We start from the raw sequence: 25428 nt of genomic DNA on the forward strand, positions 1-25428 counted from the left end.
CACCCATGGATTCAGAACTCACCGAAAATAGCAACTGTAATGCTAGGAGGGGTCAATGGAGGGATCAATGAAGCTGGATCGGACATCAAGATCCTGCACGAGCTCCAGAAGAACGGGGCGTCACCAATGTCGAGCTTGCCGAACTGGTCAACCTGTCGCCCAGCCCCTGTCTTATGCGTGTAAGGCCGCTGCAGACCGAGGGGTATATCGAGGGCTATTCCGCCCAGATCAACATGCGCAAGCTAGGGCAGACGATTACCGTATTCACGGAAGTAACGTTGAAGAACCACCGACAGATGGACTTTGCGCGCTTCCTGAGTGCGGTCGAGAAGGTCGACCAGCTCATCGAATGCCATCTGGTCTCGGGAGGTTACGACTACATGCTTAAATTCGTCACCGCTGATATCGGCGAGTACCAGACGATCATGGAGCGCCTGACGGACATGGATATTGGCATCGACAAGTATTTCAGTTTCGTCGTGCTGAAGTCACCCATCGTACGCTTCCACATGCCGCTGACGAGCCTCTTTCCGCCTTGATTGCTACCTTCACGGGTCGTCTTTAGTGGTGGCAATAGGTCCGCACCTGCTCCGAGTCCTGATGCAATCTGTCGAGCCATCGCGGGTCTAGCTTGGGTACCGAAGAGAAGAGAAGCCGACTATAGGGGTGCTCTGGTGCTTTCGACAGCGCCGGCGCGATCTCCTCGACCATTTGACCGCGATACATGACGATAATCTCGTCGCAGATCGCCTGAACGACGGAAAGATCATGGCTGATAAAGACGTAGGAATGCCCGAGCTCTCGCTGCAAGTCCTTCAAGAGCTGGATCACCGCGGCCGCCACCACAGTATCAAGTGCCGACGTGATCTCATCGCACAGGATAAAGGTAGGTTCGGCAGCGAGCGCGCGAGCAAAGTTCACGCGTTGCTTCTGCCCGCCTGAAAGCTCTCCTGGCCGCCGATGGCGTACCGATTTGGGTAGATGGACAAGATCAAGGAGCTCGCTGACGCGCGCATCACGTATCTTGCCCCTTCATGCCGTGGTAGAAGGTGAGGGGACGCCCCAGGATGTCTTCCACGGACTTCGCTGGATTAAGTGCTGTGTCGGCATGCTGAAACACGATCTGAATCTGGCGCAGCTCGTCGCGCGTGCGGCTGCGGCCGGCTTTCCCCAATTCGCGACCGTTGAACATGATCTCTCCGGCACGGGCCGGCCGACCTATCTTCCTTTCGTCTCAGATGAGAACGAGGTTCTGGGCTGCGCCAGGCTTCTGCCAACGACCGGTCCAAACATGCTCGCCGACACCTTTGCCAATCTTATGGGCAACAGGACTTCGCGGTCCGAAGCTGCCATGCCAGCCAACGCTGGGGGGCGCAACCACATTGGAAGAAGCGGTCAACGATTTGCATCCCCTCTAGACCGCAGAACGGGCAGACAATCGGCAGTAGCCGCTGAGGTGATCGCGAGCTCGTCTCAATCTTGAATGCGCGCTCAGTCGAACGCGCATTCTGAGACTGGTGCGCGAAGGCCGCCGGCATGGCGGCGGACCCGCGCAGACGACCGTCATTCACCTGCCCCGACGACGATGGAAACCGAGCTCTGCTCTTTCGACAGCACCCGGTAGATCGTTCCTCCGGCACACGCTCCGATGAGCCAGCCCCAGTCGCCGACGTTGAAGATCAGCCCATAGGCACCTAGCAGCGACAATCCAATCGACAGAACGCCGGATAGTGCGAGCGCGATCAGCGCCTTGTGATTCCAGCCGCCGTCGTAAGCGAACGCGCCGCTGGGCGACATCGTATAGAGGTCGTCAATCGGCACGATCTGCTTTCTGACGAGGTAGTAGTCGGCGATCATGATGCCGAACATCGGCCCGAGAGTGGAGCCGAAGACGCTCACGAAAAGCGTGATCGCCGATGGGCTCGCCACGAACAGCCAGGGACAAACGAGCACCGACAGGATCGACGTGATCAGACCGCCCATTTTGAAGTTTATGCGCTCCGGATTGAGATTGGAGATGTCGTAGGCGGGTGAAACGAAGTTGGCGACGATGTTGATGCCCATGGTCGCAACGATGAACGTGATCGAACCGACGATGACGACGATCGGATTGCCTATCTTCTCGACGATCAGCACCGGATCCATGATCGCCTCGCCGAACACGTTGAGGGTGCCGGCCGTGACGATCACGGTGATGATCGAAAACACCAGGAAATTGACGGGCAAGCCGAGCAGATTTCCCGCCTTCATGGCGTCCTCGCTCTTGGCGAAGCGGGCGAAGTCACCGAAATTGAGCAGGAGGGCCGAGAAGTAGGCGACGATCAGCATTGCGGCATTGGCCATCACGCCGATAGTTGCCGCGTTGGATGCGGCGGGCGGACTGAGCTGAAGCGACAGGCTCGAAAGGCCGGTCTGCCACAACATCCAGGCCGCAAGGGCCAGCATGACGACGTAGACCACCGGTCCGCAGAAGTCGATGAAGCGCCGGATGCGCTCCATGCCGCTCAGGAAGATAATCAGCTGGAACAGCCACATGAACAGGAAGCTGAGCCAGGCGAGGGTGGATAGGCCGATAATGCTGTTGTGGGTAAGATCGATTGCCGAAGGTGCCAAGGTGATGATGAGGACCTGAACCGCCCTCGACGCGAAGTAGGTCTGTACGCCGTACCAGACGATGCCGACGACGCCTCGCACGATGGCGGCGAGATTGGCTCCCATCACGCCAAACGACACGCGCGCCATGACCGGGAAGGGGATGCCGTAGCGTTGAGAGGGGCGGCCAATGAGGTTCATCAGGAAATAGACTGCCGTGATGCCGACGGTCATGGAGATCAGAACCTGCCATCCGGTCAAGCCGAGGAAGAACAGGCTTGCGGCGAACGTATAGCCGCCGACCGAGTGGACATCCGACATCCACATCGCAAAGAGGCTGAATACTCCCCAGGTTCGTCCCTCGGGCGCAGTCGGAGCAAGGTCGTGATTATAGAGCTTGGGATGGGCACCGACAATGACCAGCGCGGGAACGTCGCCGCTCTTGGATGACATGTCCTCTCTCCAATGTTTGTTTGGCGAAGGCCCGCACCATGCGAGGCGATCGGACTGAAGCAAGCGACATGCCATCTTTGTAACGATCGATAAAATAGTTTTACGTTCGATAAAATTATTTTACAATGACGTTTTCGCACCCGCGTCCTGTCCTTGACGCAAGTCGCACGAACAACTAAAGGTAGAGCCATCCGGCCGGCCGCGAGCGCCGGAAAGTGACGTTGATTTGTCGGGGGAAAGTCTTGAGGGGCCGGGATACGCGCGGCCGAACAAGGGCCTAAAGCATGATCCCGAAAGGTGCGAAGCAATCTTCCTTCGCGATAAACGCGGAATGCGCTTGCTCGGACGTCGTGCGCAGAAAACAACCCAAAGCGCGATGACGATTCATCCAGATCTCATCGTGCCTAGGCGCCCGGCTTTGCCGTGCCCCGCTTGGCGGGGAGCCGGTTCGTCGGCTTGTCGCTCCCTTCAAGCCCGAGGCCGCCAAGAACGAGCTGGACGATGGTCGCTTTTGCGGAATCGAAGTCCGCATCCTCCAGCTGCCTCTTGCCCTTCATGATAATCATTTGGCTCGAGAAATCGGCATAAGCCTGCGTCATTGCCCAGATGCAGAAGAAGAGATCCACTGCGCTGATCGCGCGAATGGACCCGCTCGCCGTCCATTGCTCCAACGTCGCGACCTTGTCGAGCAGCAATGGAGTTGAGACCTTCTCGATGAAGCTGCCGATGAATTGTGCGCCGCTGATGATTTCGTTCGCATAGATGCGCGATAGATGAGGGTGGTCTCGCGAGAAATCGATCTTCTTGTGGATATATCGAATGAGGATAGTCTGGACGTCGGACGTCATGTCCAGATTATCCATGTCTCGCGCCCACATGTTCATCGCGCGTTCCAGCACTGCGCGGTACAGATCCTCCTTGTCCTCAAAATAGTAGTAGATGTGGGGTTTCGCGATCGATGCCTTCTTGGCGATCAGAGCCGTCGTCGCTCCCCGGAAGCCGAAATGCCCGAATACGAACTCCGCCGCATCGAGGATCTTCTCTTCGACGTCGGGCCCGGGCGCAGCAGCCTTGCGGCCGCCTTTTGGTGCGCGGCGGATACGAAAAAGCTTGAGCTTGTCGGCGGACGTGGCAGCCATAGGGCCTCATGGGAAACTTCGCCTCCGCAAGGAGGGCCGAAGGAGAGGTTCGGAGCGCGATTGGCGAGTCAGAAACGCAAAGTGCCCGTCCTATCCAGCATTTTCAAGCGGTTAAAGCTGTGCATACGCCAAGGTCAGCCTCCTCGAGCCAGGCGCCAGCGTCCTGGAGTCGTCCCCACCCTCGCGGAGAACGCTCTCGTGAAGTGGCTTTGATCGGAAAAACCGTACTTGATCGCGATCTCCGAGAGCGAAAATGAAGATCCAATGAGCAGGCTTTTGCTTTCCTCAATGCGCTGATCCATCAGCCGGCGATGTGGCGGCGTCCCCGTACTAGCCTTGAAAGCGCGGGCAAAATGCGCTGCCGACAAGCCGCATTCGCCAGCGACGCGCGCGAGGGAAACCTCACCATCGAGATTGGCGCGTATGATGTCTTTCGCGGTCCGAAGTTGCCAGGCTGTCAATCCGCTGCGGCGCAGGCGATCGGGTGGCAGGATGCTGGTATACGTGCGAAGGAAGTGGGTGTGAGGGCCAGCGCAACATAGCCGACAAACAGCTCGTTTGCCTCATTCGGCCTCTCGAGCGCCGGCCCCGTGAGGGGCTGCTCGATCATCGGGAATAGTGCGGCGAGCAATGTCGTCCATGCCTTCCACTCGAGACGCCGAGGCAGCGGTCCGCGTGGATTGTTTCGTGTGGCGGCACTCTCTGCTTGACACCCACCGCAAACGTTCTCATTATGTTCTTGACGCTGGAACGTCCTCGAAACGTCACGGGCGAACGATCGGGATGGCAACGACTGCCACTATCCTGCATGCGGACTTGGACGCCTTCTATGCCTCAGTAGAGCAACTGCTTGATCCTTCGTTGCGCGGCAAGCCAATCGCCGTCGGCGGTGGGGTCGTGCTTGCCGCTTCTTACGAGGCGAAGGCGTTCGGAGTGCGCGGGGGCATGCCAGGACGACAAGCGCGCGAGCTCTGTCCGCAAATCACTTTTGTCGGCGGGCACTTCAGGGAATACCAGCGGTTGGGCGATGCCGCCATCAAGGTGATCGGCGACTTCACTCCACTGGTGGAACGGATTTCCATTGACGAGGCCTTTGCCGACGTCGCGGGCTGCACTCATCTTTTCGGTCCGCCGGCCGAAATCGCGGGGGCAATCCGCCAGCGTGTGAGGGCAGAGCTTGGTCTTCCGATCTCGGTCGGAGTGGCGCGCACCAAGCATCTGGCAAAAATTGCCTCGCAAGTGGCCAAGCCCGACGGGCTGGTGGTCGTCGATCCCGACTCCGAGCTGGAATTTCTTCACCGCTTGCCTGTCGAGCTGATGTGGGGGGTGGGGCAGGTCACGAAGGCGCGGCTCGCCGAGATAGGCGTGCTAACAATTGGGCAGCTGGCAAAGACGCCGGGATGGTCGGTTGAGCAGCTGCTCGGTCCGGCGGCCGGAGAGAGACTTGCGGCGCTGGCGTGGAATCGCGATCCACGGGAAATCAGGACTCACCGCAGGGCCGGATCGGCAGGAGCGCAATCGGCGATTGGCCGGAAGCCCGCCGAAGAAGATGTTTTTCGACCAACACTGCGTCACCTCGCTGACCGCATCGGCACGCGGCTCCGCGCGAAATCCAGGCCTGGCCGAACCGTGACGGTCCGCGTTCGGTTCGCCAATCTGAATTCGGCGACGCGCTCGGTGACGCTCGACGCACCGATTTCCGCGACCGTGATCCTCGCCGAGACTGCTGAGAATCTCGTGCGCGCGGTCCTCGAAGAACACCCTGATGAGAAGATCATCTCGCTGCTTGCGATCTCTGTGTCGCATCTCGAAGAGCATTGGGATCTGGAGCTTGAACTTCCGCTTGGACTTCGAGATGAACGTCGCCGCCCCGGCACAAAAATCGGCATGGCACGATGGGCGGCCGACTGCGCCGTCGACAAGATCCGACATCGCTTCGGATGGAATGCGATTGGCTACGGCTCGGTGGCACTGGGCATTTCTCGTTCCGTTCCCGACGAGTTTCGGGAGCTCGCCGAAAAGAACCTGTGACCGCTTTGTGCGTCCGAGATGCGTGGTGCAACCAGGGACGAAGCGTCCGCCGTTCAGCAGAGCACACCGCATCTTTGGAGCGGTACCAGACCGCGATGGGCTATCCCGACCGCCGGCCGAGACTCGTTCCGGAAGCAAATTCCGTCGTGTGAGGATCCATACTTGTCCCTTGGCGTCGAAAGCTACTTGAACCTGCACGCGCTCGGCGTCTTTCACGGCCGTCTGATTGAATCCCCACGCTGGAGGAGCGATTGCAAAGACGGCCGCCAAATGAGAGAGATAATTGCTTACAGTTTGTGGCTGCATCTTCGCCACGAGCTGGTTCGCGAAAGCCACGATCTCGGTGCTTGTAATGGTTGAGCACTGACGTTCGGCGATGTCGTAGCTTTTGCCGCAGCGAGCACTTGCGCCATGGTGCGGCCGATCTCCTTATTAGACTCGGCGATGTAGCGATCGATGACGTCTGCGAGTGGAGGATCGGAGATTCCTTCTCGCTCCAACGCGCCTGGCACGGCGAGCTCTCGCTCTCTTTTTTCGAGCCAGGCTGCGGCCGCTTGTTTCCGATCAAACGTCCTCGCGATGAACAATTGCGCCAGCGCGCTTTACGGGGAGCTGCGCCAGATTTGCTGTGGTGCCGTCTTTGCGCTTGCGGGCGACGATGGTTCTCATTACTTGCCCCTAGTCTAAAAGCCGTCCACCGCGGGCACAACATGTCGGTGCAACATTGTCGTACTTAGTTAGAAAAATCGGTCAAAATCGGTGGTTAAAGTGCAACACATAAGCCGCTGAAATGGAAGAAAAGTATTCAAGTTCAAAGACTTGGACGTTCTCTGTGGCGCCCATGATGGATTGGACCGATCGGCATTGCCGAGTGTTCCACCGTCACCTGACGCGTCGGGCGCTGCTTTATACGGAGATGCTGACGACGGGCGCCGTCATCCATGGCGACCGGGCGCGGCTGCTTGGCTTCGATGCGTGCGAGCATCCGGTGGCGCTCCAGCTCGGCGGGTCGGATCCTCGCGAGCTTGCGCTCGCGGCGCAGATCGGTGCCGATTTCGGCTACGACGAGATCAACCTCAATGTCGGCTGTCCGTCCGACCGGGTTAAAGACGGCCGCTTCGGCGCGTGCCTGATGGCCGAGCCCGAACTGGTGGCCTCGTGCGTGGATGCGATGAAGCGAGCGGTCCGCGTGCCCGTGACGGTGAAATGCCGCATCGGCATCGACGACCAGGATCCGGAAGTCGCGCTCGATCGGCTGGCGCGCGCGGTGGTCGCCGCGGGCTCTGATGCGCTGATCGTGCATGCCCGAAAAGCCTGGCTCAACGGCCTGTCGCCGAAAGAGAACCGCGACATCCCGCCGCTCGACTACGATCGCGTCTATCGCCTCAAGCGAGCGATGCCCGAGGTGCCCATCATCATCAATGGCGGGATTCCCGGCATCGGCGAGGCGAAAGCCCATCTCGCCTATGTCGATGGCGTGATGCTGGGGCGCGCCGCCTATCATGATCCGTGGCGGCTGCTCGCGGTCGATCCGGAGTTCTTCGGTGAGGCTGCACCGCATGCGACGTTGCAGGCCGCGCTCGAGGCCATGATGCCCTACATTGCCGAGCAGCTTGCGCTTGGCACGCGGCTGCACGCCGTCACCAGGCATTTCGTCGGCGCGTTCCATGCCGTGCCCGGCGCGCGTGCCTTCCGCCGGCATCTGGCTGAGCATGGCGTGAGGCCGGGCGCCGGTCTCGACGTTCTTCGCGATGCGATTGCACGCGTTAGCGATCGCTCAATGGCGGAAGCCGCGGAATAGCGACACGCTCCGCAGTCCCGAAGAACAGCAGTCGCGAATCCATCGTCGCGATGCCGGCGCGGGCACGACCCGTCATGAACCAGGGCGTCCGCGATCTTTCGAGGCGCCGGGCTCACTTATGTTTAGGGGTAGCCGTGCAGCATCAGGCGGTCGGCGCGGACTTCCCAGCGCTCGAGGCGGTCGAGGAAGGTCATGCCGAGTAGGTTGGTCTTCATCGTGCCGTGCGGCACCACCAGCGCTGGCACCGAGCGCTCGACGAGCTTGCCGATCGCGAGCCGATCCAGCGTCAGGCGCGCCGCCTTAGTGCGGCCGCCGGCGGTTTCGACGTCGACGTCGTAGTCGAGCAGCTCCAGCGGCAGGCCCGCCGCCTTCGCTGTCTCGTAGGTGAGCACGACGGAGGTCGCGCCGGTGTCGACCACCATCGGTGCAGGCACGCCGTTGATCCGCGCCTGGAGCGCGAATTCGCCGCCGCGGCCGCGCTGGACCTCCACGGCGCGCGTCTTCAGGCTGGTGCGGTGGCGCATGAGATCGGAGACGGTGTCGCTGGCGCGCGCGACCTGCTCGGGATCCCTGTAGGCGACCACGGCGCCCGCGGTCGCGGTCAACAGGAGCAGCACCAGGAAGAGGCGGCTCATCGCACGCCTCCGTTCGGCAGCGTCAGGCGGATTTCGACGCCGAACTGATCGGGATCAATCCTGCATCCGCCATGCGTGCGGGAAGCTGCGCCATGAGGGCGAGCCGTTCCGCACGCTCCATGGCGTGCCAGCGCGCGATTTCCGGCAGCGTGCGACCGCAGCCGAAGCACAGTTTTGTCTTGGGGTCGATCATGCAGACGGCTATGCACGGCGTATCTTTGCTCATTCCCGCATCGTGAAGGATCGCTGGGCAGTTCTGCAAGCATCTCTTACGAACCCGTGCCTGCGCTCATGATCGGCTTGTGGCGCGGCCGGCGTTTCTCGTCCGCGACACCGGAACCGTCGGGCTGCAACGGTGGAGCTTCCTCCGCCATCGGCGCAAGCGCGCTCATCACGCGCTCCGGCGGGAAGGTGACGATCACCTCGGTGCCGATGCGCAGCTTCGATTTCAGCGTGAACGTACCGCCGTGCAGGTCGACGAGATTCTTGGCGATGGGAAGGCCAAGTCCGGCGCCCTGTTCGGCCGATTTGATCGAGTTCGAGCCCTGGCCGAAGGAGGCGAGCACGACCGGGATTTCATCCTCGGGGATGCCGGAACCGGTATCCTTCACCGAGAGATATTGCCCGCCTGAAGCGGTCCAGCCGACCTTCAGCCAGATCTCGCCGCCCTGTGGCGTGAACTTGATGGAGTTGGACAACAAATTGAGCACGACTTGGCGGATCGCGCGCTCGTCGGCCCACAGCCGCGGCATCGCCTGCTCATAGACCTCGTGGATGGTGATCCCGCGGCTCGAGGCGCGCAACTTCATCAGATGATGACAGTCGGCGACGATGCCCACCAGCGACACCGCTTCCTCGTTGAGCTCGTAGCGGCCGGCCTCGATCCGTGACAGGTCGAGGATCTCGTTGATGAGATTCAGCAGATGTACGCCGGAATTATGGATGTCGGCGGAATATTCCTTGTAGACGGCGACCTGATGCGGGCCAAAGATCTCGCTCTTCATGACCTCGGAGAAACCGAGGATCGCGTTCAGCGGCGTGCGTAGCTCGTGGCTCATCTGCGCCAGGAAGCGCGACTTGGCGACGTTGGCGGATTCGGCGCGGTGCCGCGCCTCGTCCGAGATCGCCTTGGCCTGTTCCAGTTCGCCGATCAGAGCGTCCTTCTCCGCGCGCGCTTCCAGCGTTGCAAAAGTCGAGGAGTGCAGCCGGTGCGCCAAAAGCACGAAATAGCCTTCGGCGGCGAGCGACAGCGCCGCCAGGATGTAATTGTCCAGCGAGCCGCTCATCGCAAAGCTCAGCGCCATCGCGACCGCAACGGGCGCGGTGGCCGCAAGCGCTGCGATCGGCAGATTGGCCGCCAGCATGCTCGATACTGCGATCACCAGCAGCATCAGGAACATCATCAGCGTTTCCGTGACGACGTCGAGCACGGGGTGGATCAGTATCGCCATCCAGCACAGGCCATAGAGCAGGTCGAGCACGACGAATCGCGTGCGCCATTTGCGCGTGACGGCGGGCAAGGCCGGCTCGGCGAGATAGCGGCGACAGCTCCGGATCATGGCGGCGTGGATGCAGAGCATGCCGATCGTCCAGAGCGCCGCTGGAACCGGCTGCATCCAGAGCCCGAACAGCAAGCCGGTCGCGACCACCAGCAGCATCACGACGTAGGATGCCGAGAGCCGCGTCTGCGCATATTGGCGCAGCATTTCGCTGTCAAAGGCGGGCCGTGTTCCGCTGGTCGACGTTAACTTGTCGCGCGCTTCGCGCACCCGTTGCGCCGCAGCCCGGCGATTGCTCGCCGATGGCACGCTGGCCGGCTCGGCCGGAAGCTGCACGACCTCGGGCTTTTCAGCGGGGTTACTCATCAAGCAACACGAATTCCTGCCCACGCCGTACGCGGGCCTTCTGCATTCTCTATCTCTGGCAACAAATCCTTAAGAGCTGACTTAAGGAGCTAAAGAATTACGTTAACGGGGAGTTAATTCGGTCGCGGGAACCGCGGCGCGAGTGGCTGGCTCAGTGCATCGCCGCGTGCTGCGCGATATAGACCACCGCCCCGGCCAGATACCCGGCAAGCGCGGGTCCTGCGATGCGGCGCGCGTACCAGAAGAACTCGATCTTCTCGAGTCCCATGGCGGCGACGCCCGCGGCCGAGCCGATGATCAGGATCGAGCCGCCGGTGCCGGCGCAATAGGCGATGAACTCCCAGATGAAGCTGTCGGGCGGGTAGCGCGCGAGGTCGTACATGCCCATGGTCGCGGCGACGAGCGGCACGTTGTCGATGATGGCGCTGAGGAGGCCGAGCAGGATGACGATGATGTCCTGCCGGCCGATGGTCGTATCCAGCCACCTTGCGAGCCTCGCCAGCAGGCCGGCATGTTCGAGGCAGGCGACGGCGAGCAGGATGCCGACGAAGAACACGATCGAGCTCAAGTCGATCCGGGTCAGCGCATGCACCAGGGTAAGGGGACGTCGCACGTGCTCGTCCTTGTGGCGATGGATGATCTCGCCGACCATCCAGAGGATGCCGAGCCCAAACAGGACGCCCATGAAGGGCGCAAGATGCGTGACCGCGTTGAAGGCGGGCACCGCGATCAGCGTGCCGAGCCCGAGATAGAACATCAGATTGCGCTCAAACAGTTCGACCCCTTGCAACCGGTCTTCCCTGGGGGGCGGTGCGATGACCTTGCCGCGCACTGAAATGCTGATGACGAGAAGAGGAACGAGAAGGTTGACGAGGGACGCCGGAAAGACCGCCCCCATGACGCTCAGCGGCGAGATCTGCCCACCGATCCAGAGCATCGTCGTGGTGACGTCGCCGATCACGGTCCAGGCGCCGCCCGCATTGGCCGCAATGACGATGAGGGAAGCGAACAGCAGCCGGTCGGCGCGTTTGCCGATCAGCTTCTGGATCAGCGAGATCATAACGATGGTGGTCGTCAGATTATCCAGGATCGAGCTTAAGAAGAACGTTACGAAGCCGACCAGCCACATCAGGGCTGCCTGGCTCGTTGTGCGGATCAGCGAGGTGATGATCTCGAAACCGTCATGGGCGTCGATCACCTCGACGATAGTCATGGCGCCGATCAGGAAGAACACGATCTGCGCGGTGGAGGAGACGGATTCGTCGAGTTGACGGCTGATCAGCGCGTGATCGCCGGTCATGGCCGCGTAGGCGGTCCAGAGCAGGCCGGCGCCGACGAGCGCGGTCGCGCTCTTGTTGATGCCGAGCGGGTGTTCGAGCGCGATCGCCGCGTAGGCAACGACGAAGATGGCGGCGATCGCGATCAGCAAGACGGGTCCGGGCTCAAGCGGCCATCAGCGTTGCAACCGCGCGAGCAGGCTCGACGTATCCCAGCGCTTGCCGCCCATCTTCTCGACTTCGGCATAGAACTGATCGACCAGCGCGGTCACCGGCAGGTTGGCACCGTTGCGGCGGGCTTCCGCTATGCAGATCGAGAGGTCCTTGCGCATCCATTCGACGGCGAAGCCGAAATCGTACTTCCCGTCATTCATGGTCTTGTAGCGGTTCTCCATTTGCCAGGACTGCGCCGCGCCCTTGGAGATGGTGTCGATCACGGCCGCAACGTCGAGGCCCGACTTCTTGGCGAAGTGAATGCCTTCGGAGAGTCCCTGCACGAGACCCGCGATGCAGATCTGGTTGACCATCTTGGTGAGCTGTCCGGAGCCCGCAGGTCCCAGCAGTTTGCACATCCGCGCATAGGCCGCGATGACGGGCTCGACACCGGCATAGGCGTCCGCGGCGCCGCCGCACATCACGGTGAGCACCCCGTTCTCGGCGCCAGCCTGTCCGCCGGAGACGGGGGCATCGACGAATTTGAAGCCGGCCTTGGTGGCGGCCGCATCAAGCTCGCGCGCGACTTCGGCAGAGGCGGTGGTGTGGTCGACGAAGGTCGCGCCCTTCTTCATGCCGGCAAACGCGCCGTCGGGGCCGATCGTCACCGCGCGCAGATCATTGTCGTTGCCGACGCAGCACATCACGAAATCCTGGCCCTCGGCGGCCGCCTTCGGTGTCGCTGCGGTCTTGCCGCCGAACTTATCCGCCCATTCCTTCGCCTTGGCCGCGGTGCGGTTGTAGACGGTGACCTCATGGCCCCCCTTGTTGACGAGGTGGCCGGCCATGGGGAAGCCCATGACGCCGAGACCGAGGAAAGCGACTTTAGCCATATGGGTGACCTTGCCTGTGCTTGGGTGTTCTTGCGGGCTTGACCGGCCTTGAGCCGGCCGGGCCATAGTCTCAAGAGGTTTTGGCGGTTCCCCCCGGAGGGGGCGGATCGGAGGCGCACCATAAACCCTTGAGGCCGGAGGGCAACGGCTTCGTTTGATGGTCTCCTGTGCTAGGATGAACGAATAAGGACATAAAAAAAGGGAGTGCAAGGCATGGCTGTGAGCGTTGGCGTGCTCGATCATTTCAACATCCGGACCCGGAAACTGGCCGAGACCGTCCGCTTCTACGAGGACGTGTTGGGTCTCGAAAAGGGCCCGCGGCCCGATTTCGCTTTCCCGGGTGCGTGGATGTACAGCGAGGGCAAGCCGGTGGTGCACCTCGTTGATATTTCCGTGACGGATGAGGCTCAAAAGCCCGATTCAGGCGTTGTCCATCACGTCGCTTTCGTCAGCCGCGGTTTCGACGGCATGAGGCAGCGCCTGAGCGGCAAGGGCATGAAATTCGACTCCCGGCAGGTGCCGGGTGGCGACCTCTGGCAGATCTTCGTGCATGACCCCAATGGGGTCATGATCGAGTTGAACTACGAGGCGGCCAAGGAGCAGGGGGCGGCGGCCCCGGTCGAGACAGCCGGCGACATTGGCAGGCAGTAGCCTTTTGGGCGTTTCCGCTCTAATGGGGCGCATCGCCCGAAAGCGTGATCAGGATCGCGCTTTCGGGCCTCATAGTTGAGCATGATCTTCCCGGAAAACCGCTACACACTTTTCCGGATCATGCGTCGTTCAGGAGATGCGCTTTGAGCGTGACGCAGCAGCAGGTTCTCGACAGCCTCAGCCGGATCAAATCGCCGCGCGGGGTCGCGCTCACCAATGCCAATGTGTTGAGCGCGATCAGCGCAAGTGACGGCAAGGTGTTCTTCTCGATCAATGTCGATGCCGCCGAGGCGCGGGCCTGGGAGCAGGTCCGTGCCGAGGCCGAGGCCGCCGTGCGCGCCATTCCGGGCGTTACCACGGCCATGGTGGCGCTAACTGCCGAGCGCAAGCCGGGCACCGTACCGCCGCAGCCGCCGAGCCGCGGCGCGCCGGGGGTGCAGCCGGCCCATGCCCACCGGCCGCCGCAGGGCGGCACCTCCCCGATGTCGCGCCAGGCCGAGATTCCCGGCGTCTCCGCCGTCATCGCAGTCGCCTCCGGCAAGGGCGGGGTCGGCAAGTCGACCACCGCGCTCAATCTGGCGCTCGGCCTGCGCGACCTCGGGCTGAAGGTCGGGCTGCTCGACGCCGACATCTACGGTCCCTCGGTGCCGCGGCTGACGGGCCTGCGCGACAAGCCAGCGCTGAACGCGGAGCGGAAGATGATTCCGCTGAAGCGCTTCGGCCTCTCGATCATGTCGATCGGCTTCCTCGTGGAGGAAGAGACCGCGATGATCTGGCGTGGTCCGATGGTGATGTCGGCGGTGACGCAGATGCTGCGCGACGTCGAGTGGGGCAAGCTCGACATCCTGGTCGTCGACATGCCGCCGGGGACGGGCGATGCGCAGCTCACGCTCGCGCAAAACGTACCCCTGAAGGGCGCCGTCATCGTTTCGACCCCGCAGGACCTGTCGCTGATCGACGCGCGGCGGGGCCTTGCCATGTTCAAGAAGGTGAATGTCACCGTGCTCGGCATCGTCGAGAACATGAGCTATTTCCAGTGCCCGCATTGCGGCACGAAATCGGACATTTTCGGCCATGGCGGGGCGCGACACGAGGCCGAGAAACTCGCCGTCCCGTTCCTGGGCGAAATTCCGCTGCACATGGCGATTCGCGAGACGTCGGACGCCGGAAAACCGGTGGTCGACAGCGAGCCGGATGGGCCCCATGCGGCGATCTATCGCGCCATCGCGGGCCAGATCCGGGACCAGCTCAAACCCGTAATTTCCACAGGCTGAGCCTTCCTGCCGAGGAATGCGACTTTCGTACACTCCCGTCATGCCATTGTCGCGTTCCGAAAGCCGGGCTTCCGTGCTAAAGGCCCCGGCAGTCAAGCGCCTTTGGTTCGAAGAGGCCATCACGGATCGCCGAGACAAGCGGCGGCAAAAGACACGTCGGGGAAAACGCCCCAGCAAGGAGAGACCTGAAGATGAAGCGTCGTGATTTCTTGAAAGTGTCGGCAGCAGGCGCGGCGGCGACCGCGGTGGCCTCGCCGGCGATTGCGCAGTCCTCGCCCGAGGTGAAGTGGCGCCTGACGTCGAGCTTTCCGAAATCGCTCGATACCATCTATGGTGGCGCCGAGCAGGTGGCGAAGTACGTCGCCGAGATGACCGACAACAAGTTCCAGATCCAGGTGTTCGCGGCCGGCGAAGTCGTTCCGGGCCTGCAGGCGCTGGATGCGACCTCCAACGGCACGGTCGAGATGAGCCACACCGTGTCCTACTATTACGTCGGCAAGGACCCGACGTTTGCGATCTACGCCTCGGTGCCGTTCGGCCTCAACGCGCGCCAGCAGAACTCCTGGTGGTACCAGGGCGGCGGTGCCGAGCTCGGCAACGAGTTCTTCAAGAAGTCGAACGTGATCGGCTTCCCCTGCGGCAACACCGGCACCCAGATGGGCGGCTGGTTCCGCAAGGAGATCAAGACGGTCGCCGATCTCTCCGGCCTGAAATTCCGCATCGGCGGCATCGCCGGTCAGGTGCTCCAGAAGGTCGGCGTGGTGCCGCAGCAGCTCGCCGGCGGCGACATCTATCCGGCGCTGGAGAAGGGCACCATTGACGCGGCCGAGTGGGTCGGTCCCTATGACGACGAGAAGCTCGGCTTCGCCAAGGTCGCCAAGTACTACTACTATCCGGGCTTCTGGGAGGGCGGTCCGATGGTGCATGCCTTCGCCAACCTGGACAAGTGGAATGCGCTGCCGAAGAACTATCAGGCGATCCTGACCAACGCGACCGCGAACGCGAACACCTGGATGGCGGCGCGTTACGACATGCAGAACCCGGCGGCGCTGAAGCGCCTGGTGGCCGGCGGCACCCAGCTTCGTCCGTTCACCAACGAGGTGCTCGAAGCCTGCCTCAAGGCGACCAATGAGCTGTGGGCCGAGATCTCGGCCAAGAACCCCGACTTCAAGAAGTCGATCGACGCCATGCAGGCCTACCGCTCGGATGAATATCTGTGGTGGCAGGTCGCCGAATACACCTACGACAGCTTCATGATCCGCTCGCGTACCCGCGGCTGATCACCTAAGCCAAAGGTCGTAAGACTGCATGAGCCCGATCTCCTCGCGAGACCGGGCTTTTTGCGTTTCCCCGCGATTACCGGGATGGAAATCGGTACCAGGATGTTCCATGCTGCCCGCAAGCCTCGGCAAGAAGGCTCGCAATCGCAACCATCAGGGCGGGAAACATGAAAAGAAGAGACTTCATCAAAGTTACCGGACTTGGCGCTGCCGGCGCCGCCACACTCGCCGCTCCCGCCATCGCGCAATCGATGCCGGAGATCAAATGGCGCATGCCGACGAGCTGGCCGAAATCGCTCGACACGCTCTATGGCGGCGCCGAGATGATGTGCAAGATGGTTGCGGAGGCGACCGACAACAAATTCCAGATCCAGATCTTCGCGGCCGGCGAGATCGTGCCGGGCCTGCAGGTTTTGGACGCCGTACAGAACGCGACCTGCGAGATCGGCCACACCGCGTCCTACTATTACTTCGGCAAGGATCCGACTTTCACCTTCGGCTCTGCCGTGCCGTTCGGCCCCAACATGCGCATCAACCAGGCCTGGTACATGCTGGGCGGCGGCCGCGAGGTGCTCAACGAGTTCTACAAGAGCTACAACGTGATCTCGCTGCTTGCGGGCAACACCGGCTGCCAGATGGGCGGCTGGTTCAGGAAAGAGGTCACCACGCCCGACGATCTCAAGGGCATGAAATTCCGCATTGGCGGATTCGCTGGCCGCGTCCTGCAAAAACTCGGTGTGGTGCCGCAGCAGCTTGCCGGCGGCGACATCTATCCGGCGCTGGAGAAGGGCACCATCGACGGTGCCGAGTGGGTCGGTCCTTATGATGACGAGAAGCTCGGCTTCTACAAGATCGCGCCGCACTATTACTATCCTGGCTGGTGGGAAGGTGGTCCGATGCTGCTCGCCTTCGTCAACCTCGACAAATGGAACGCGCTGCCGAAATTCTATCAGAGCGTGTTGGAGCAGGCTGGCCATTACGCCAACAACTGGATGATGGCGCGCTATGATCACGCCAACCCGCTGGCCTTGCGCAAGCTGCTCGCAAATGGCGCCAAGCTGCATGCCTTCCCGCCGCCGATCATGGATGCCAGTTACAAGGCGGCCAAGGAACTGCATAGCGAGGTCAGCGCGGGCAACGCCAACTTCAAGAAGGTCTACGAGTCCCTGACCAAGTTCTCCAACGACAGCTACGCCTGGTTTCAGGTCGCCGAGGTCGGCTACGACATCTTCATGGCGCGTCACTCGCAGAGCTGACGTGACCCGCGCGCCGCGGCACGATCTCCCGTCGAGCACGAAAGCCCGGTCTTGCGATGCGAGGCCGGGCTTTTGCGTTCCCTGGCGGGGCGCCGACCAAAATCTGAAAAACAACCCCATGCAAAGGAGGAGGGGCGTTGCCGCGACGCGAGCTGCGCATTTCCCGAAATTGGTTGACACGTCGGGCAAATCAGTGGCAAAATGCAATCATCGAGAGATCGTCCCGTGGTGACACCCCGACGGGGCGTCCCTCACAAATCCACAGATCCCCGCTTCCGGTACCCGCTATCGCCCCGACAGCCGCGCAAGAGGGAGATCGTTCGTCATCCGAATTGGGCCGATAGCGGGGCCGCTGAGAGGCGCGTCAAAGGCTGTGGACGGCGCGCAAGTCTTCTCGCCGGACGTTGACGTTCGCTTCGAGGCAGAGCGGTGATGTTCGACCTATCGCGGATTTCCGGTTGCGCCCCCTTACACGAGCCTGACAGGAGGACGAGCGGCCTCGGCGGCCGACTGGGCCGCCTTGGCCGAGCGCACCTCGTTCGTGCGCGTGTGCAGCCAGGCGCTGGCGACGAGGACGGCTACGGCAGCAACGCTCGCCGCAAAGCCCGCATGCTTGATGCGAAATGCATGACCTCTTCACCCTGGTTTCGGATGCATTTGCGCACAACCCACCGCTCACCGTGCGGCAGGGGCACAGCGAGGCAATCGTCGTGGCAAAAGGCGGAACCCTGTTATCAGCCTTGGCTGACGCTTACCTTACGGGTAGCCGCAGGCCGGTCGATGGCCGGCTCACGCTTTTTTGCTGGCCGAAGCCAGCGAATGATGAGAGACATCGGCCACGTGGCGTGGACCACTCGGCTGCGCCTCTCGCAATCGCGGATTGGACGAATGCGCCTTCTGATCGTCGAGGACAATGTCGAGCTGTCGCGGCTCGTCGCGAACGGCCTGACGGCGGCTGGCTATGAGAGCGACATCGTCAGCACCGCGACTGAAGCGCGCGAGGCGGTCCGCAACGTCAGCTACGCCGCGATGATCCTCGATCTCGGCCTGCCCGATGGCGACGGCCTTGCGGTGCTGCGTGAGCTGCGCCGCCATATGGACCCGCTGCCGGTGCTGGTGCTGACCGCGCGGGGCGGTTTGCAGGATCGCGTCAACGGCCTGCGCAGCGGCGCCGACGATTACCTCGCAAAACCGTTCGCGCTGGAGGAGCTGGTGGCGCGGCTGGAGGCGATCCTGCGGCGTCCCGGCCAGTTGCTCGGCCGCTCGCTGCGCCTTGCCAATCTCGTCTACGACACCGAGAGCCGGCAGATCTTCGTCGACGACCAGCCGCGGATCATCTCGTCGCGCGAGACCTCGGTGCTGGAGATCCTGCTGCGGCGCCAGGGGCGGGTGGTGCCGAAGAAGAACGTCGAGGACCACATTTTTGGGCTCGAGGGCGAGGTCGCCTCCAATGCGGTCGAGGTCTACGTATCGCGGTTGCGCAAGCAGCTCGCCGAGCATGGCGCGAGGGTGGTGATCCACACCATCCGCGGTGTCGGCTATCTGATTGCCGAGGAGAAATAGCGTGGCGCGCCTGCGATCGCCGACGTTCAAATCGCTGATCTGGCGCATCGTCTTCCTGCACATCGTCGCGATCGCCGTGGTCGCGATCTTCCTGCCGCTGGTGCTGTTCTGGCTGCTGAACTCGGAGATCGGGCAGTTGCATCGCGCCGCCATGCGCGCGCAGGCCGAGGTACTGGGCGAGCGCATCGCGGTTCAACCGGACGGCAGGATCACGTTCAACCTGCCTGACAGCCTGCGGGGCCTCTATTCGGAGGCCTATGGCCGCTATCAATACGACATCAGCGACGCCGATGGCCGCGTGCTGTTCTCTTCGCACAAGAAGACCGGCGCCGCGGCCTCGGAGACCATATCCGGCGCAGGCGTCACCCGCGAGGTCGACGGCAAGACCGTGCGCATCCAGGTCGCCGAGGATCTTGCCCATCGCGACGTCATCATCGACGACATCGTTGCCAATTTCTTCCGCCGCGTCGGTTGGATCACGATTCCGATCCTCCTGGTCCTGCTCGCCACCGACATCATCATCTTCCGCCGCGCCATCTCGCCGCTGCTGAAGGCATCGCAGGAGGCGAGCAATATCGGCCCGGCGCGCACGGATATCCGCCTTCCGACGGAGCAGATCCCGCGCGAGATCCTGCCGCTGGTCACCGCCGTCAACCAGGCGCTCGACCGGCTCGAGGACGGCTTTCGCGTGCAACGCCAGTTCACCGCGGACGCCGCGCATCAGCTGCGCACACCGCTTGCGATCCTGCGCACACGGATCGAGACGTTGGGCGATGGCGTGGCCAGAGAGGCGCTGCATGCCGATATCGAGGGCATGAGCCGGATCGTCGCGCAGCTGCTGGAGATCGCCGAGCTCGATACGCTGGTGCTCGATCCCGGCGAGACCGCGGACCTGCGCGCCGTCTGCGCCGAGGTGATCGGCTCGATCGCGCCGTTGGCGCTCGCCCAGAACAAGGATATCGCGCTGCGGGGCACCGATGCGCCGGTCCTGATCCACGGCAATTCCGAGATGCTGCAACGGGCGATTTTCAACCTCGCCGAAAACGCCATCAAGTTTACGGCGAAAAATACCGCCGTCGACGTCGAGGTCAGCGGCGATGGTGTGGTGCGGGTACGCGACTGCGGCCCGGGCATCGCGGAGGCCGAGCGCGAGCTGATCTTCCAGCGCTTCTGGCGCGCCGACCGCCAGCGCAGCGACGGCGCGGGCCTTGGGCTGTCGATCGTGCGCGGCGTCGCGGAGGATCATGCGGCCAGCATCGCCGTCGAAAACCTCCCTGGCGGCGGCGCGCAGTTCACATTGTGCTTCAAGCTGGCAAAAGATAGCGAGGCCGACCGGCGGCATCTTCCTTCGTCCGAGGAGGGACGAGATCGCCGCGTCAGCGATCTCCGGCAAGCGCATCGCAAAGGCCGCGACTGGTACAGCGATGGCACCGGCCAACCACAACCGCGTTCATGACGAGGCCCATCGTCATGAACGTCCGCTGGTCAATGTGGTCCGTGTCGGCCCGCCCGGACTACTTCTGCGGCGGGCCGAGGTCGAGCGGGGGCAGGTCGATCTGCGGCACCTCGATCTTCACCTTGTCCAGGTCGACATTGACCGGCTTGTCGAGCAGGCCCGTCACCACGGACGGGAAGACGATCACGAGCAGCACCATGATCATCTGCAATCCGATCCAGGGCACCGCGCCCCAGTAGATGTCCGAGCTCTTCACCGAGCGCGGCGCAACGCCGCGCAGGTAGAACAGCGCGAATCCGAACGGCGGATGCAGGAACGAGGTCTGCATGTTGACGCAGAGCATGACGCCGAACCAGATCAGCGCGGCGTCGGGACCAACCACCGGCGCCAGCACCTTCTGCGCGATCGGCGCGATCATCGGCAGGATGATGAAGGCGATCTCGAAGAAGTCGAGGAAGAACGCAACGAAGAAGATGAAGAGGTTGATGAAGACCAGGAAGCCCCAGACGCCGCCGGGCAGCGAGGTGAGCAGATGCTCGAGCCAGACGCCGCCGTTGCAGCCGAGAAACACGATCGAGAAGCAGGTCGAGCCGATCAGGATGAAGGTGACCATGCAGGTGATGCGCATGGTGGTCTCGTAGCCCTGCTTGATCAGGTCGCGCAGGTCGGGGATGCGCGCCGCCTCGATGCAGATCCAGGCGACCGCGAGGTAGGTGATCGCATAGGCGATCTTGAAGACGATATTCTCGCTGAACAGCATCGCGACGATCGTGCCGATGCCGGCGGTGATGACGCCGATGATCAGGATCTTGCGTCCCGTGGAGGAGAAGTCCTTGTGGTGGATCGCGGCGAGGACGATGGCGCCGACCGCGCCCATCGCGCCGGCCTCGGTCGGCGTCGCAAGGCCCAGCATCATGGTGCCGAGCACGACGAAGATCAGGACCGCGGAGGGGATGATGCCGAGCAGGCACTTCCTCCACAGCGCCCAGCCGGTCAGCGTGCGCGCCTCTTTCGGCACCGCCGGAACATGGCTCGGCTTGATGATGCCGAGCGCAAATGTGTAGCCGGCGAACAGGATGATCTGGAAGATCGATGGGCCCCAGGCGCCGAGATACATGTCACCGACCGACTTGCCGAGCTGGTCGGCCAGCACGATCAGCACCAGCGAGGGCGGCACGAGCTGCGTGATGGTGCCCGAGGCCGCCAGCACGCCGGTGATGTAGCGGATATTGTAGCCGTAGCGGATCATCACCGGCATCGAGATCAGCGCCATGGCGATGACCTGCGCCGCTACCGTGCCGGTGATGGCCCCGAGGATGAAGCCGACGATGATGACGGAGTAACCGAGGCCGCCCCGGATCGGACCGAACAGCTGGCCCATGGAATCCAGCATGTCCTCGGCCAGCCCGCATCGCTCCAGCACGGAGCCCATGAAGGTGAAGAAGGGGATCGCGAGCAGCAGCTCGTTGGCGAGCACGCTGCCGAACACGCGGCCCGGAATCGCCTGAAGGAAATTCAGGTCGAAGAAGCCGAGATGGATCGCGAGAAAACCGAACGAGAGGCCGAGCGCCGCCAAGGTGAAGGCGACGGGGTAACCGATCAGCATCGCCAGAACCAGGCCGCCGAACATCATCGGCGGCATCATCTCCAGCGTAATCGTCATTGGGTCGGCCTCTCGTACTTGGCGTCGATCGTCACATAGCCCTTGAGAGCCGCGATACGCTTGATGACTTCGGAAACGCCCTGCAGCGCCAGCATCACGAAGCCTGCGGGGATCACGAACTTGATCGGCCAGCGGATCAGGCCGCCGGCATTGCCGGACATCTCGCCGACGTCATAGGCCTGCATGAAGAACGGCCAGGAGAGTTTTGCGAGCAGGAGGCAGGAGGGGATCAGGAAGAAGAGCGTGCCGATCAGGTCGAGCCAGAGCTGGCCGCGCTCGGACAGCATCAGATAGAAGATCTCGACGCGGACGTGCTCGTTGCGCTTGAAGGTATAGGACGCGCCGAACATCACGAGCACGGCGAACATGTACCATTGCAGTTCGAGCCAGCCGTTCGACGAGTAGCTGAAGGCGTAGCGGATCATCGCGTTGGCGGCGCTGACCAGGCACGCCAGCAGCACCAGCAGGTTACAGATGTTGCCGATCTTTTCATTGAGGAGGTCGATGGCGTTGCTCACCGCCAACAATGGACGCATCTTACTTTTCTCCGCCGCGGCCCTTACTCATTGGGGTGCATTTCACGTGCATCGCTCAGCCGGCGTGCGGATGCACGCGACTTGACGGCTCATCGTCCGTAGCGATTGCAGCGATAGTCCTCCCCCTGATGCCTTGCCGTCTTGACCGCGACCATCGAGGGTCGCGCCGGTTTATGCTGCCGGGCAAGCCAAGGCGGAGGCACCATTTCAGCGGCTTGGCGCGCCGTCAATCGGAAAATGGGCAAATTGACGTACGGTCAGGGGGTTAGGTTACCGGCATTCCATTAGCCGCCGGTGACGCTCATGTGCCGGCTGACGCTCGGGCGGTTGTGCCGGCGGTCGATGATGAAATCGTGCCCTTTGGGCTTGAGGCCGATGGCACGGTCGATCGCGGCCGCAAGCAGCGCATCGCCGGCGGACTCCCGCAGCGGCTTGCGCAAATCGGAGGCATCCTCGTGACCGAGGCAGGTGTGCAGCGTGCCTGTGCAGGTGATGCGCACCCGGTTGCACGATTCGCAGAAGTTGTGCGTCATCGGCGTGATGAAGCCGAGCTTGCCGCCGGTTTCGGCGATGCTGACATAGCGCGCCGGACCGCCAGTCGTCTCGTTCAAGTCCGTCAGCGTGAATTGCTGGGCGAGCCGCGCGCGCACCAGCGAGAGCGGCAGATACTGGTCGATTCGGCCCGAGCCGATTTCGCCCATCGGCATCACCTCGATCAGCGTCAGGCCCATGCCCTTGCCGTGCGCCCACCGCATCAGCGAGGGGAGCTCGTCCTCGTTGAGGTTCTTCAGCGCCACCGCGTTGATCTTCACCGCGAGCCCGGCCGCGCGTGCCGCCTCGATGCCCTCCAGGACCTTGTCGATCTCGCCCCAGCGGGTGATCTCGCGAAATTTCTGCGGATCGAGCGTATCGAGCGAGACGTTGATGCGACGGACGCCGCAATCGGCGAGTTCCGCGGCGTGTTTCGCCAGCTGCGTTCCGTTGGTGGTCAGCGTCAATTCGCGCAAGCTCCCGCTCGCGAGGTGACGCGACAACGAGCGCACCAGCGACATCACGTTGCGGCGGACCAGGGGCTCGCCGCCGGTTAGCCGCAGTTTCTTCACGCCCTTGGCGATGAAGGCCGAGCAGAGCCGGTCGAGCTCCTCCAGCGTCAGCAGGTCCGCCTTGGGCAGGAAGGTCATGTCCTCAGACATGCAGTAGAAGCAGCGCAGGTCGCAGCGATCGGTGACGGAGGCCCGCAAATAGGTGATGGTCCGGCCGAACGGGTCGGTCATCGGGCTGGCCAGCGGGGACAGGGGACTCACAGCGGGTCCGTTCATTCAACAAGCCTTATCACGATCGCCATCACCGCGCTTTGCGCGCTGGTAAATACATTGGATGCAATCTAAGCATCCCTGCCATTGCCGACAATCGTGCGCTGCACCCAATTAGCGCGTAGGCGCGGGGGCTGTGGGCGGCGGCGTGGCGGGAGGCGGGCCCGAGTTCGGGTCGGGGAACGGAGAGCCTGCCGCGGCGGGCGCCGTTACCTTCGGCGCCTTCGGCTTCTTCGGCCGACGCGGCTTCTTCGCCGGTTTCGGCGGCAAGGCTGCTTGCAACTCGACAAAGACCGGATTGGGATCGGTCGTCGCAGACGCAGGTGTGGAGAAATCGCCAGGCAGCTTGATGACGTTCACCGGCAATGAGGCCGGCAGGTACTTGTTCAGCGTGTAGCTGACGGTGAAGGGCGCATCCGGCGCGGGAACCCACACCGCGCAGGGGGTCTTGCAGCCCGGCCCGAGCGAGGTGACGGCCTCGGCGCCGGGCGGGTTCGATTCGAGCCGGACCTGGACGGCGGGCGGCGTCGACTTGAACATGTCCCACGAGATGGGGGAACAGCCGGCCAGGCTCGCCCCCGCAAACGCAATCGCAATCACACGACGCATGACAATCACAACTCACTGCGACGAACAGCCACAATCTCCGGGCGAACCTTAGTGACGCCGGTTTGCCCAGGCAATGGGCCGGGCACGCATAGTTAATAGATGGTTAATGCGGTCTTTTTTCGCAACGATCTCAGGCGCTTGCTTTAGCGCTCAGGCGCTCCATCAGGCTCGTTGCCGCCGCCGGCAGGTCGCGCATATGATGGATCAGGCGGTCCGGCTTGAGTTCCTCGATCGGCACGTCGGTGTAGCCGAAACTGACGCCGATCACGGGAACCCCCGCGCGCCGGGCCACCCCGATGTCGGTTCCGGCGTCCCCGACCATGATGCTGGCAGCGAGCTGGCCGCCGGCCCGGGCCACAGTCTCGCGCAGGATGGTCGGGTCGGGCTTCTGCACCCCAAAGGTATCGGCGCCGCAGATGGCGGCGAAGCGCGGACTGAGGCCCAGCGCGTCGAGCAGCCGCCTGGAGAGCCATTCGAGCTTGTTGGTGCACACCGCGAGCCGGTGGCCACGCTCCGCGAGGTGGTCGAGCGCGGCCTCCAGCCCCTCGAACGGGCGCGATTCATCGGCGATATGGTCCGCGTAATAGGCGATGAAATCCGCCGTCAACCGGTTGATGTCCTCGACGCCGACGATCCGGCCTTCGGCCTCCAAGCCCCGCTCGATCAGCTTGCGGGCGCCGGCGCCGATCATGTTGCGGGCCGTTTGCAGCGGCACGGGCGGCAGGCCCTCGCGGTCGAGCACATGGTTCAGCGCGGTGATCAGGTCGGGCGCCGTATCCACGAGCGTGCCGTCGAGATCGAAGACGATGGTGTGAGCGATCATGATCATGCGCTACCGACAAGGTGGAGCTTCTGCAAGCGGAGCAGCCATAAGATCAGTTTATAACCTCGTTCCGCAGGCCTGTTCTCCGGGCCAAAACAAGGCTAGATAGGCCGCCGAAAACGACCTATTTCCGGCGGTCCCTCCAGTTGAGACCTTCGAGAGTGA

Annotated in this window: 22 protein-coding genes and 2 pseudogenes; 10 read left to right on the forward strand and 14 right to left on the reverse strand. The window is 62.7% G+C overall.

Annotation, left to right across the window (positions count from 1 at the left end; translation table 11 throughout):
- Positions 1–39 precede the first annotated feature (39 nt).
- A pseudogene (locus QA640_RS19280) lies at positions 40–539 on the forward strand (Lrp/AsnC family transcriptional regulator).
- 22 nt (positions 540–561) lie between these two features.
- Here QA640_RS19280 and QA640_RS19285 read toward each other — a convergent pair.
- Positions 562–1213, reverse strand: a pseudogene (locus tag QA640_RS19285) (ATP-binding cassette domain-containing protein); the annotation flags it as partial.
- Between QA640_RS19285 and QA640_RS19290 the strand changes: the two are divergent.
- Positions 1109–1483 (forward strand): acyl-homoserine-lactone synthase, encoded by a 375-nt coding sequence (locus QA640_RS19290; RefSeq protein ID WP_283042167.1) that lies wholly within the window; start codon positions 1109–1111, stop codon positions 1481–1483. The pseudogene QA640_RS19285 and the gene QA640_RS19290 sit on opposite strands and share 105 nt — an antisense overlap.
- Positions 1484–1563: 80 nt before the next feature.
- Here the strand turns inward: QA640_RS19290 and QA640_RS19295 are convergent, their stop codons facing one another.
- The 3 genes from QA640_RS19295 to QA640_RS19305 all read right to left on the reverse strand — a co-directional run bounded on the left by QA640_RS19295 (position 1564) and on the right by QA640_RS19305 (position 4645).
- Complete coding sequence (locus QA640_RS19295) at positions 1564–3045, reverse strand: NCS1 family nucleobase:cation symporter-1 (RefSeq protein WP_283042168.1); 1482 nt, start codon at positions 3043–3045, stop codon at positions 1564–1566.
- A 404-nt stretch (positions 3046–3449) separates the two neighbouring features.
- Positions 3450–4184 (reverse strand): TetR/AcrR family transcriptional regulator, encoded by a 735-nt coding sequence (locus QA640_RS19300; protein ID WP_283042169.1) that lies wholly within the window; start codon positions 4182–4184, stop codon positions 3450–3452.
- Between the two features lie 134 nt (positions 4185–4318).
- The gene (locus tag QA640_RS19305; RefSeq protein ID WP_349253737.1) at positions 4319–4645 is read right to left on the reverse strand and encodes an AraC family transcriptional regulator; all 327 of its coding nucleotides are present in this window, start codon (positions 4643–4645) and stop codon (positions 4319–4321) included.
- Positions 4646–4967: 322 nt separating this feature from the next.
- Between QA640_RS19305 and dinB the strand changes: the two genes are divergently transcribed.
- Both dinB and dusA read left to right on the forward strand, forming a co-directional pair.
- Positions 4968–6215 (forward strand): DNA polymerase IV, encoded by a 1248-nt coding sequence (gene dinB, locus QA640_RS19310; protein WP_283042170.1) that lies wholly within the window; start codon positions 4968–4970, stop codon positions 6213–6215.
- An 841-nt stretch (positions 6216–7056) separates the two neighbouring features.
- Positions 7057–8016 carry a tRNA dihydrouridine(20/20a) synthase DusA gene (gene dusA / locus QA640_RS19315; RefSeq protein WP_283042171.1) on the forward strand — a complete coding sequence of 320 codons (960 nt, stop codon included), beginning with the start codon at positions 7057–7059 and terminating at the stop codon, positions 8014–8016.
- Positions 8017–8138: 122 nt separating this feature from the next.
- Here the strand turns inward: dusA and QA640_RS19320 are convergent, their stop codons facing one another.
- The 5 genes from QA640_RS19320 to QA640_RS19340 all read right to left on the reverse strand — a co-directional run bounded on the left by QA640_RS19320 (position 8139) and on the right by QA640_RS19340 (position 12839).
- Positions 8139–8651 carry a TIGR02281 family clan AA aspartic protease gene (locus tag QA640_RS19320; RefSeq protein ID WP_283042172.1) on the reverse strand — a complete coding sequence of 171 codons (513 nt, stop codon included), beginning with the start codon at positions 8649–8651 and terminating at the stop codon, positions 8139–8141.
- Positions 8652–8673: 22 nt separating this feature from the next.
- Complete coding sequence (locus tag QA640_RS19325) at positions 8674–8877, reverse strand: DUF1289 domain-containing protein (protein WP_283042173.1); 204 nt, start codon at positions 8875–8877, stop codon at positions 8674–8676.
- 43 nt (positions 8878–8920) lie between these two features.
- Positions 8921–10516: a HAMP domain-containing sensor histidine kinase gene (locus QA640_RS19330; protein ID WP_283042174.1), complete on the reverse strand. Its 1596-nt coding sequence runs from the start codon at positions 10514–10516 to the stop codon at positions 8921–8923.
- 151 nt (positions 10517–10667) lie between these two features.
- Positions 10668–11945 (reverse strand): sodium:proton antiporter NhaD, encoded by a 1278-nt coding sequence (nhaD, locus tag QA640_RS19335; protein WP_283042175.1) that lies wholly within the window; start codon positions 11943–11945, stop codon positions 10668–10670.
- A 24-nt stretch (positions 11946–11969) separates the two neighbouring features.
- Entirely contained in the window at positions 11970–12839 is an 870-nt protein-coding gene (locus QA640_RS19340; RefSeq protein WP_283042176.1) for an NAD(P)-dependent oxidoreductase, read from the reverse strand.
- A 213-nt stretch (positions 12840–13052) separates the two neighbouring features.
- Between QA640_RS19340 and QA640_RS19345 the strand changes: the two genes are divergently transcribed.
- From QA640_RS19345 to QA640_RS19370, 6 genes are all read left to right on the forward strand, one after another.
- Entirely contained in the window at positions 13053–13490 is a 438-nt protein-coding gene (locus QA640_RS19345; protein ID WP_283042177.1) for a VOC family protein, read from the forward strand.
- Positions 13491–13633: 143 nt separating this feature from the next.
- Complete coding sequence (locus QA640_RS19350; protein ID WP_283042178.1) at positions 13634–14764, forward strand: Mrp/NBP35 family ATP-binding protein; 1131 nt, start codon at positions 13634–13636, stop codon at positions 14762–14764.
- Between the two features lie 191 nt (positions 14765–14955).
- A complete protein-coding gene (locus tag QA640_RS19355; RefSeq protein WP_283042179.1) occupies positions 14956–16044 on the forward strand; it encodes a TRAP transporter substrate-binding protein in 1089 nt (362 codons plus the stop codon).
- Positions 16045–16211: 167 nt separating this feature from the next.
- Positions 16212–17300 (forward strand): TRAP transporter substrate-binding protein, encoded by a 1089-nt coding sequence (locus QA640_RS19360; protein ID WP_283042180.1) that lies wholly within the window; start codon positions 16212–16214, stop codon positions 17298–17300.
- An 888-nt stretch (positions 17301–18188) separates the two neighbouring features.
- Positions 18189–18863 (forward strand): response regulator transcription factor, encoded by a 675-nt coding sequence (locus QA640_RS19365; RefSeq protein ID WP_283042181.1) that lies wholly within the window; start codon positions 18189–18191, stop codon positions 18861–18863.
- Position 18864: 1 nt separating this feature from the next.
- Positions 18865–20319 carry an ATP-binding protein gene (locus QA640_RS19370; RefSeq protein WP_283042182.1) on the forward strand — a complete coding sequence of 485 codons (1455 nt, stop codon included), beginning with the start codon at positions 18865–18867 and terminating at the stop codon, positions 20317–20319.
- A gap of 58 nt (positions 20320–20377) precedes the next feature.
- Here QA640_RS19370 and QA640_RS19375 read toward each other — a convergent pair whose 3' ends face one another.
- The 5 genes from QA640_RS19375 to gph all read right to left on the reverse strand — a co-directional run bounded on the left by QA640_RS19375 (position 20378) and on the right by gph (position 25266).
- A complete protein-coding gene (locus QA640_RS19375) occupies positions 20378–21982 on the reverse strand; it encodes a TRAP transporter large permease subunit (protein WP_283042183.1) in 1605 nt (534 codons plus the stop codon).
- A complete protein-coding gene (locus QA640_RS19380) occupies positions 21979–22518 on the reverse strand; it encodes a TRAP transporter small permease subunit (protein ID WP_283042184.1) in 540 nt (179 codons plus the stop codon). Before QA640_RS19380 ends, QA640_RS19375 begins: the two co-directional genes overlap by 4 nt.
- A gap of 284 nt (positions 22519–22802) precedes the next feature.
- On the reverse strand, positions 22803–23837 hold the full coding sequence (gene moaA, locus QA640_RS19385; RefSeq protein WP_283042185.1) for a GTP 3',8-cyclase MoaA: 1035 nt from the start codon (positions 23835–23837) through the stop codon (positions 22803–22805).
- Positions 23838–23945: 108 nt separating this feature from the next.
- Entirely contained in the window at positions 23946–24440 is a 495-nt protein-coding gene (locus QA640_RS19390; RefSeq protein ID WP_283042186.1) for a hypothetical protein, read from the reverse strand.
- 130 nt (positions 24441–24570) lie between these two features.
- Positions 24571–25266: a phosphoglycolate phosphatase gene (gene gph, locus QA640_RS19395; RefSeq protein ID WP_283042834.1), complete on the reverse strand. Its 696-nt coding sequence runs from the start codon at positions 25264–25266 to the stop codon at positions 24571–24573.
- Positions 25267–25428: the final 162 nt, after the last annotated feature.

The sequence above is a fragment of the Bradyrhizobium sp. CB82 genome (assembly GCF_029714405.1).
Classification (GTDB): domain Bacteria; phylum Pseudomonadota; class Alphaproteobacteria; order Rhizobiales; family Xanthobacteraceae; genus Bradyrhizobium.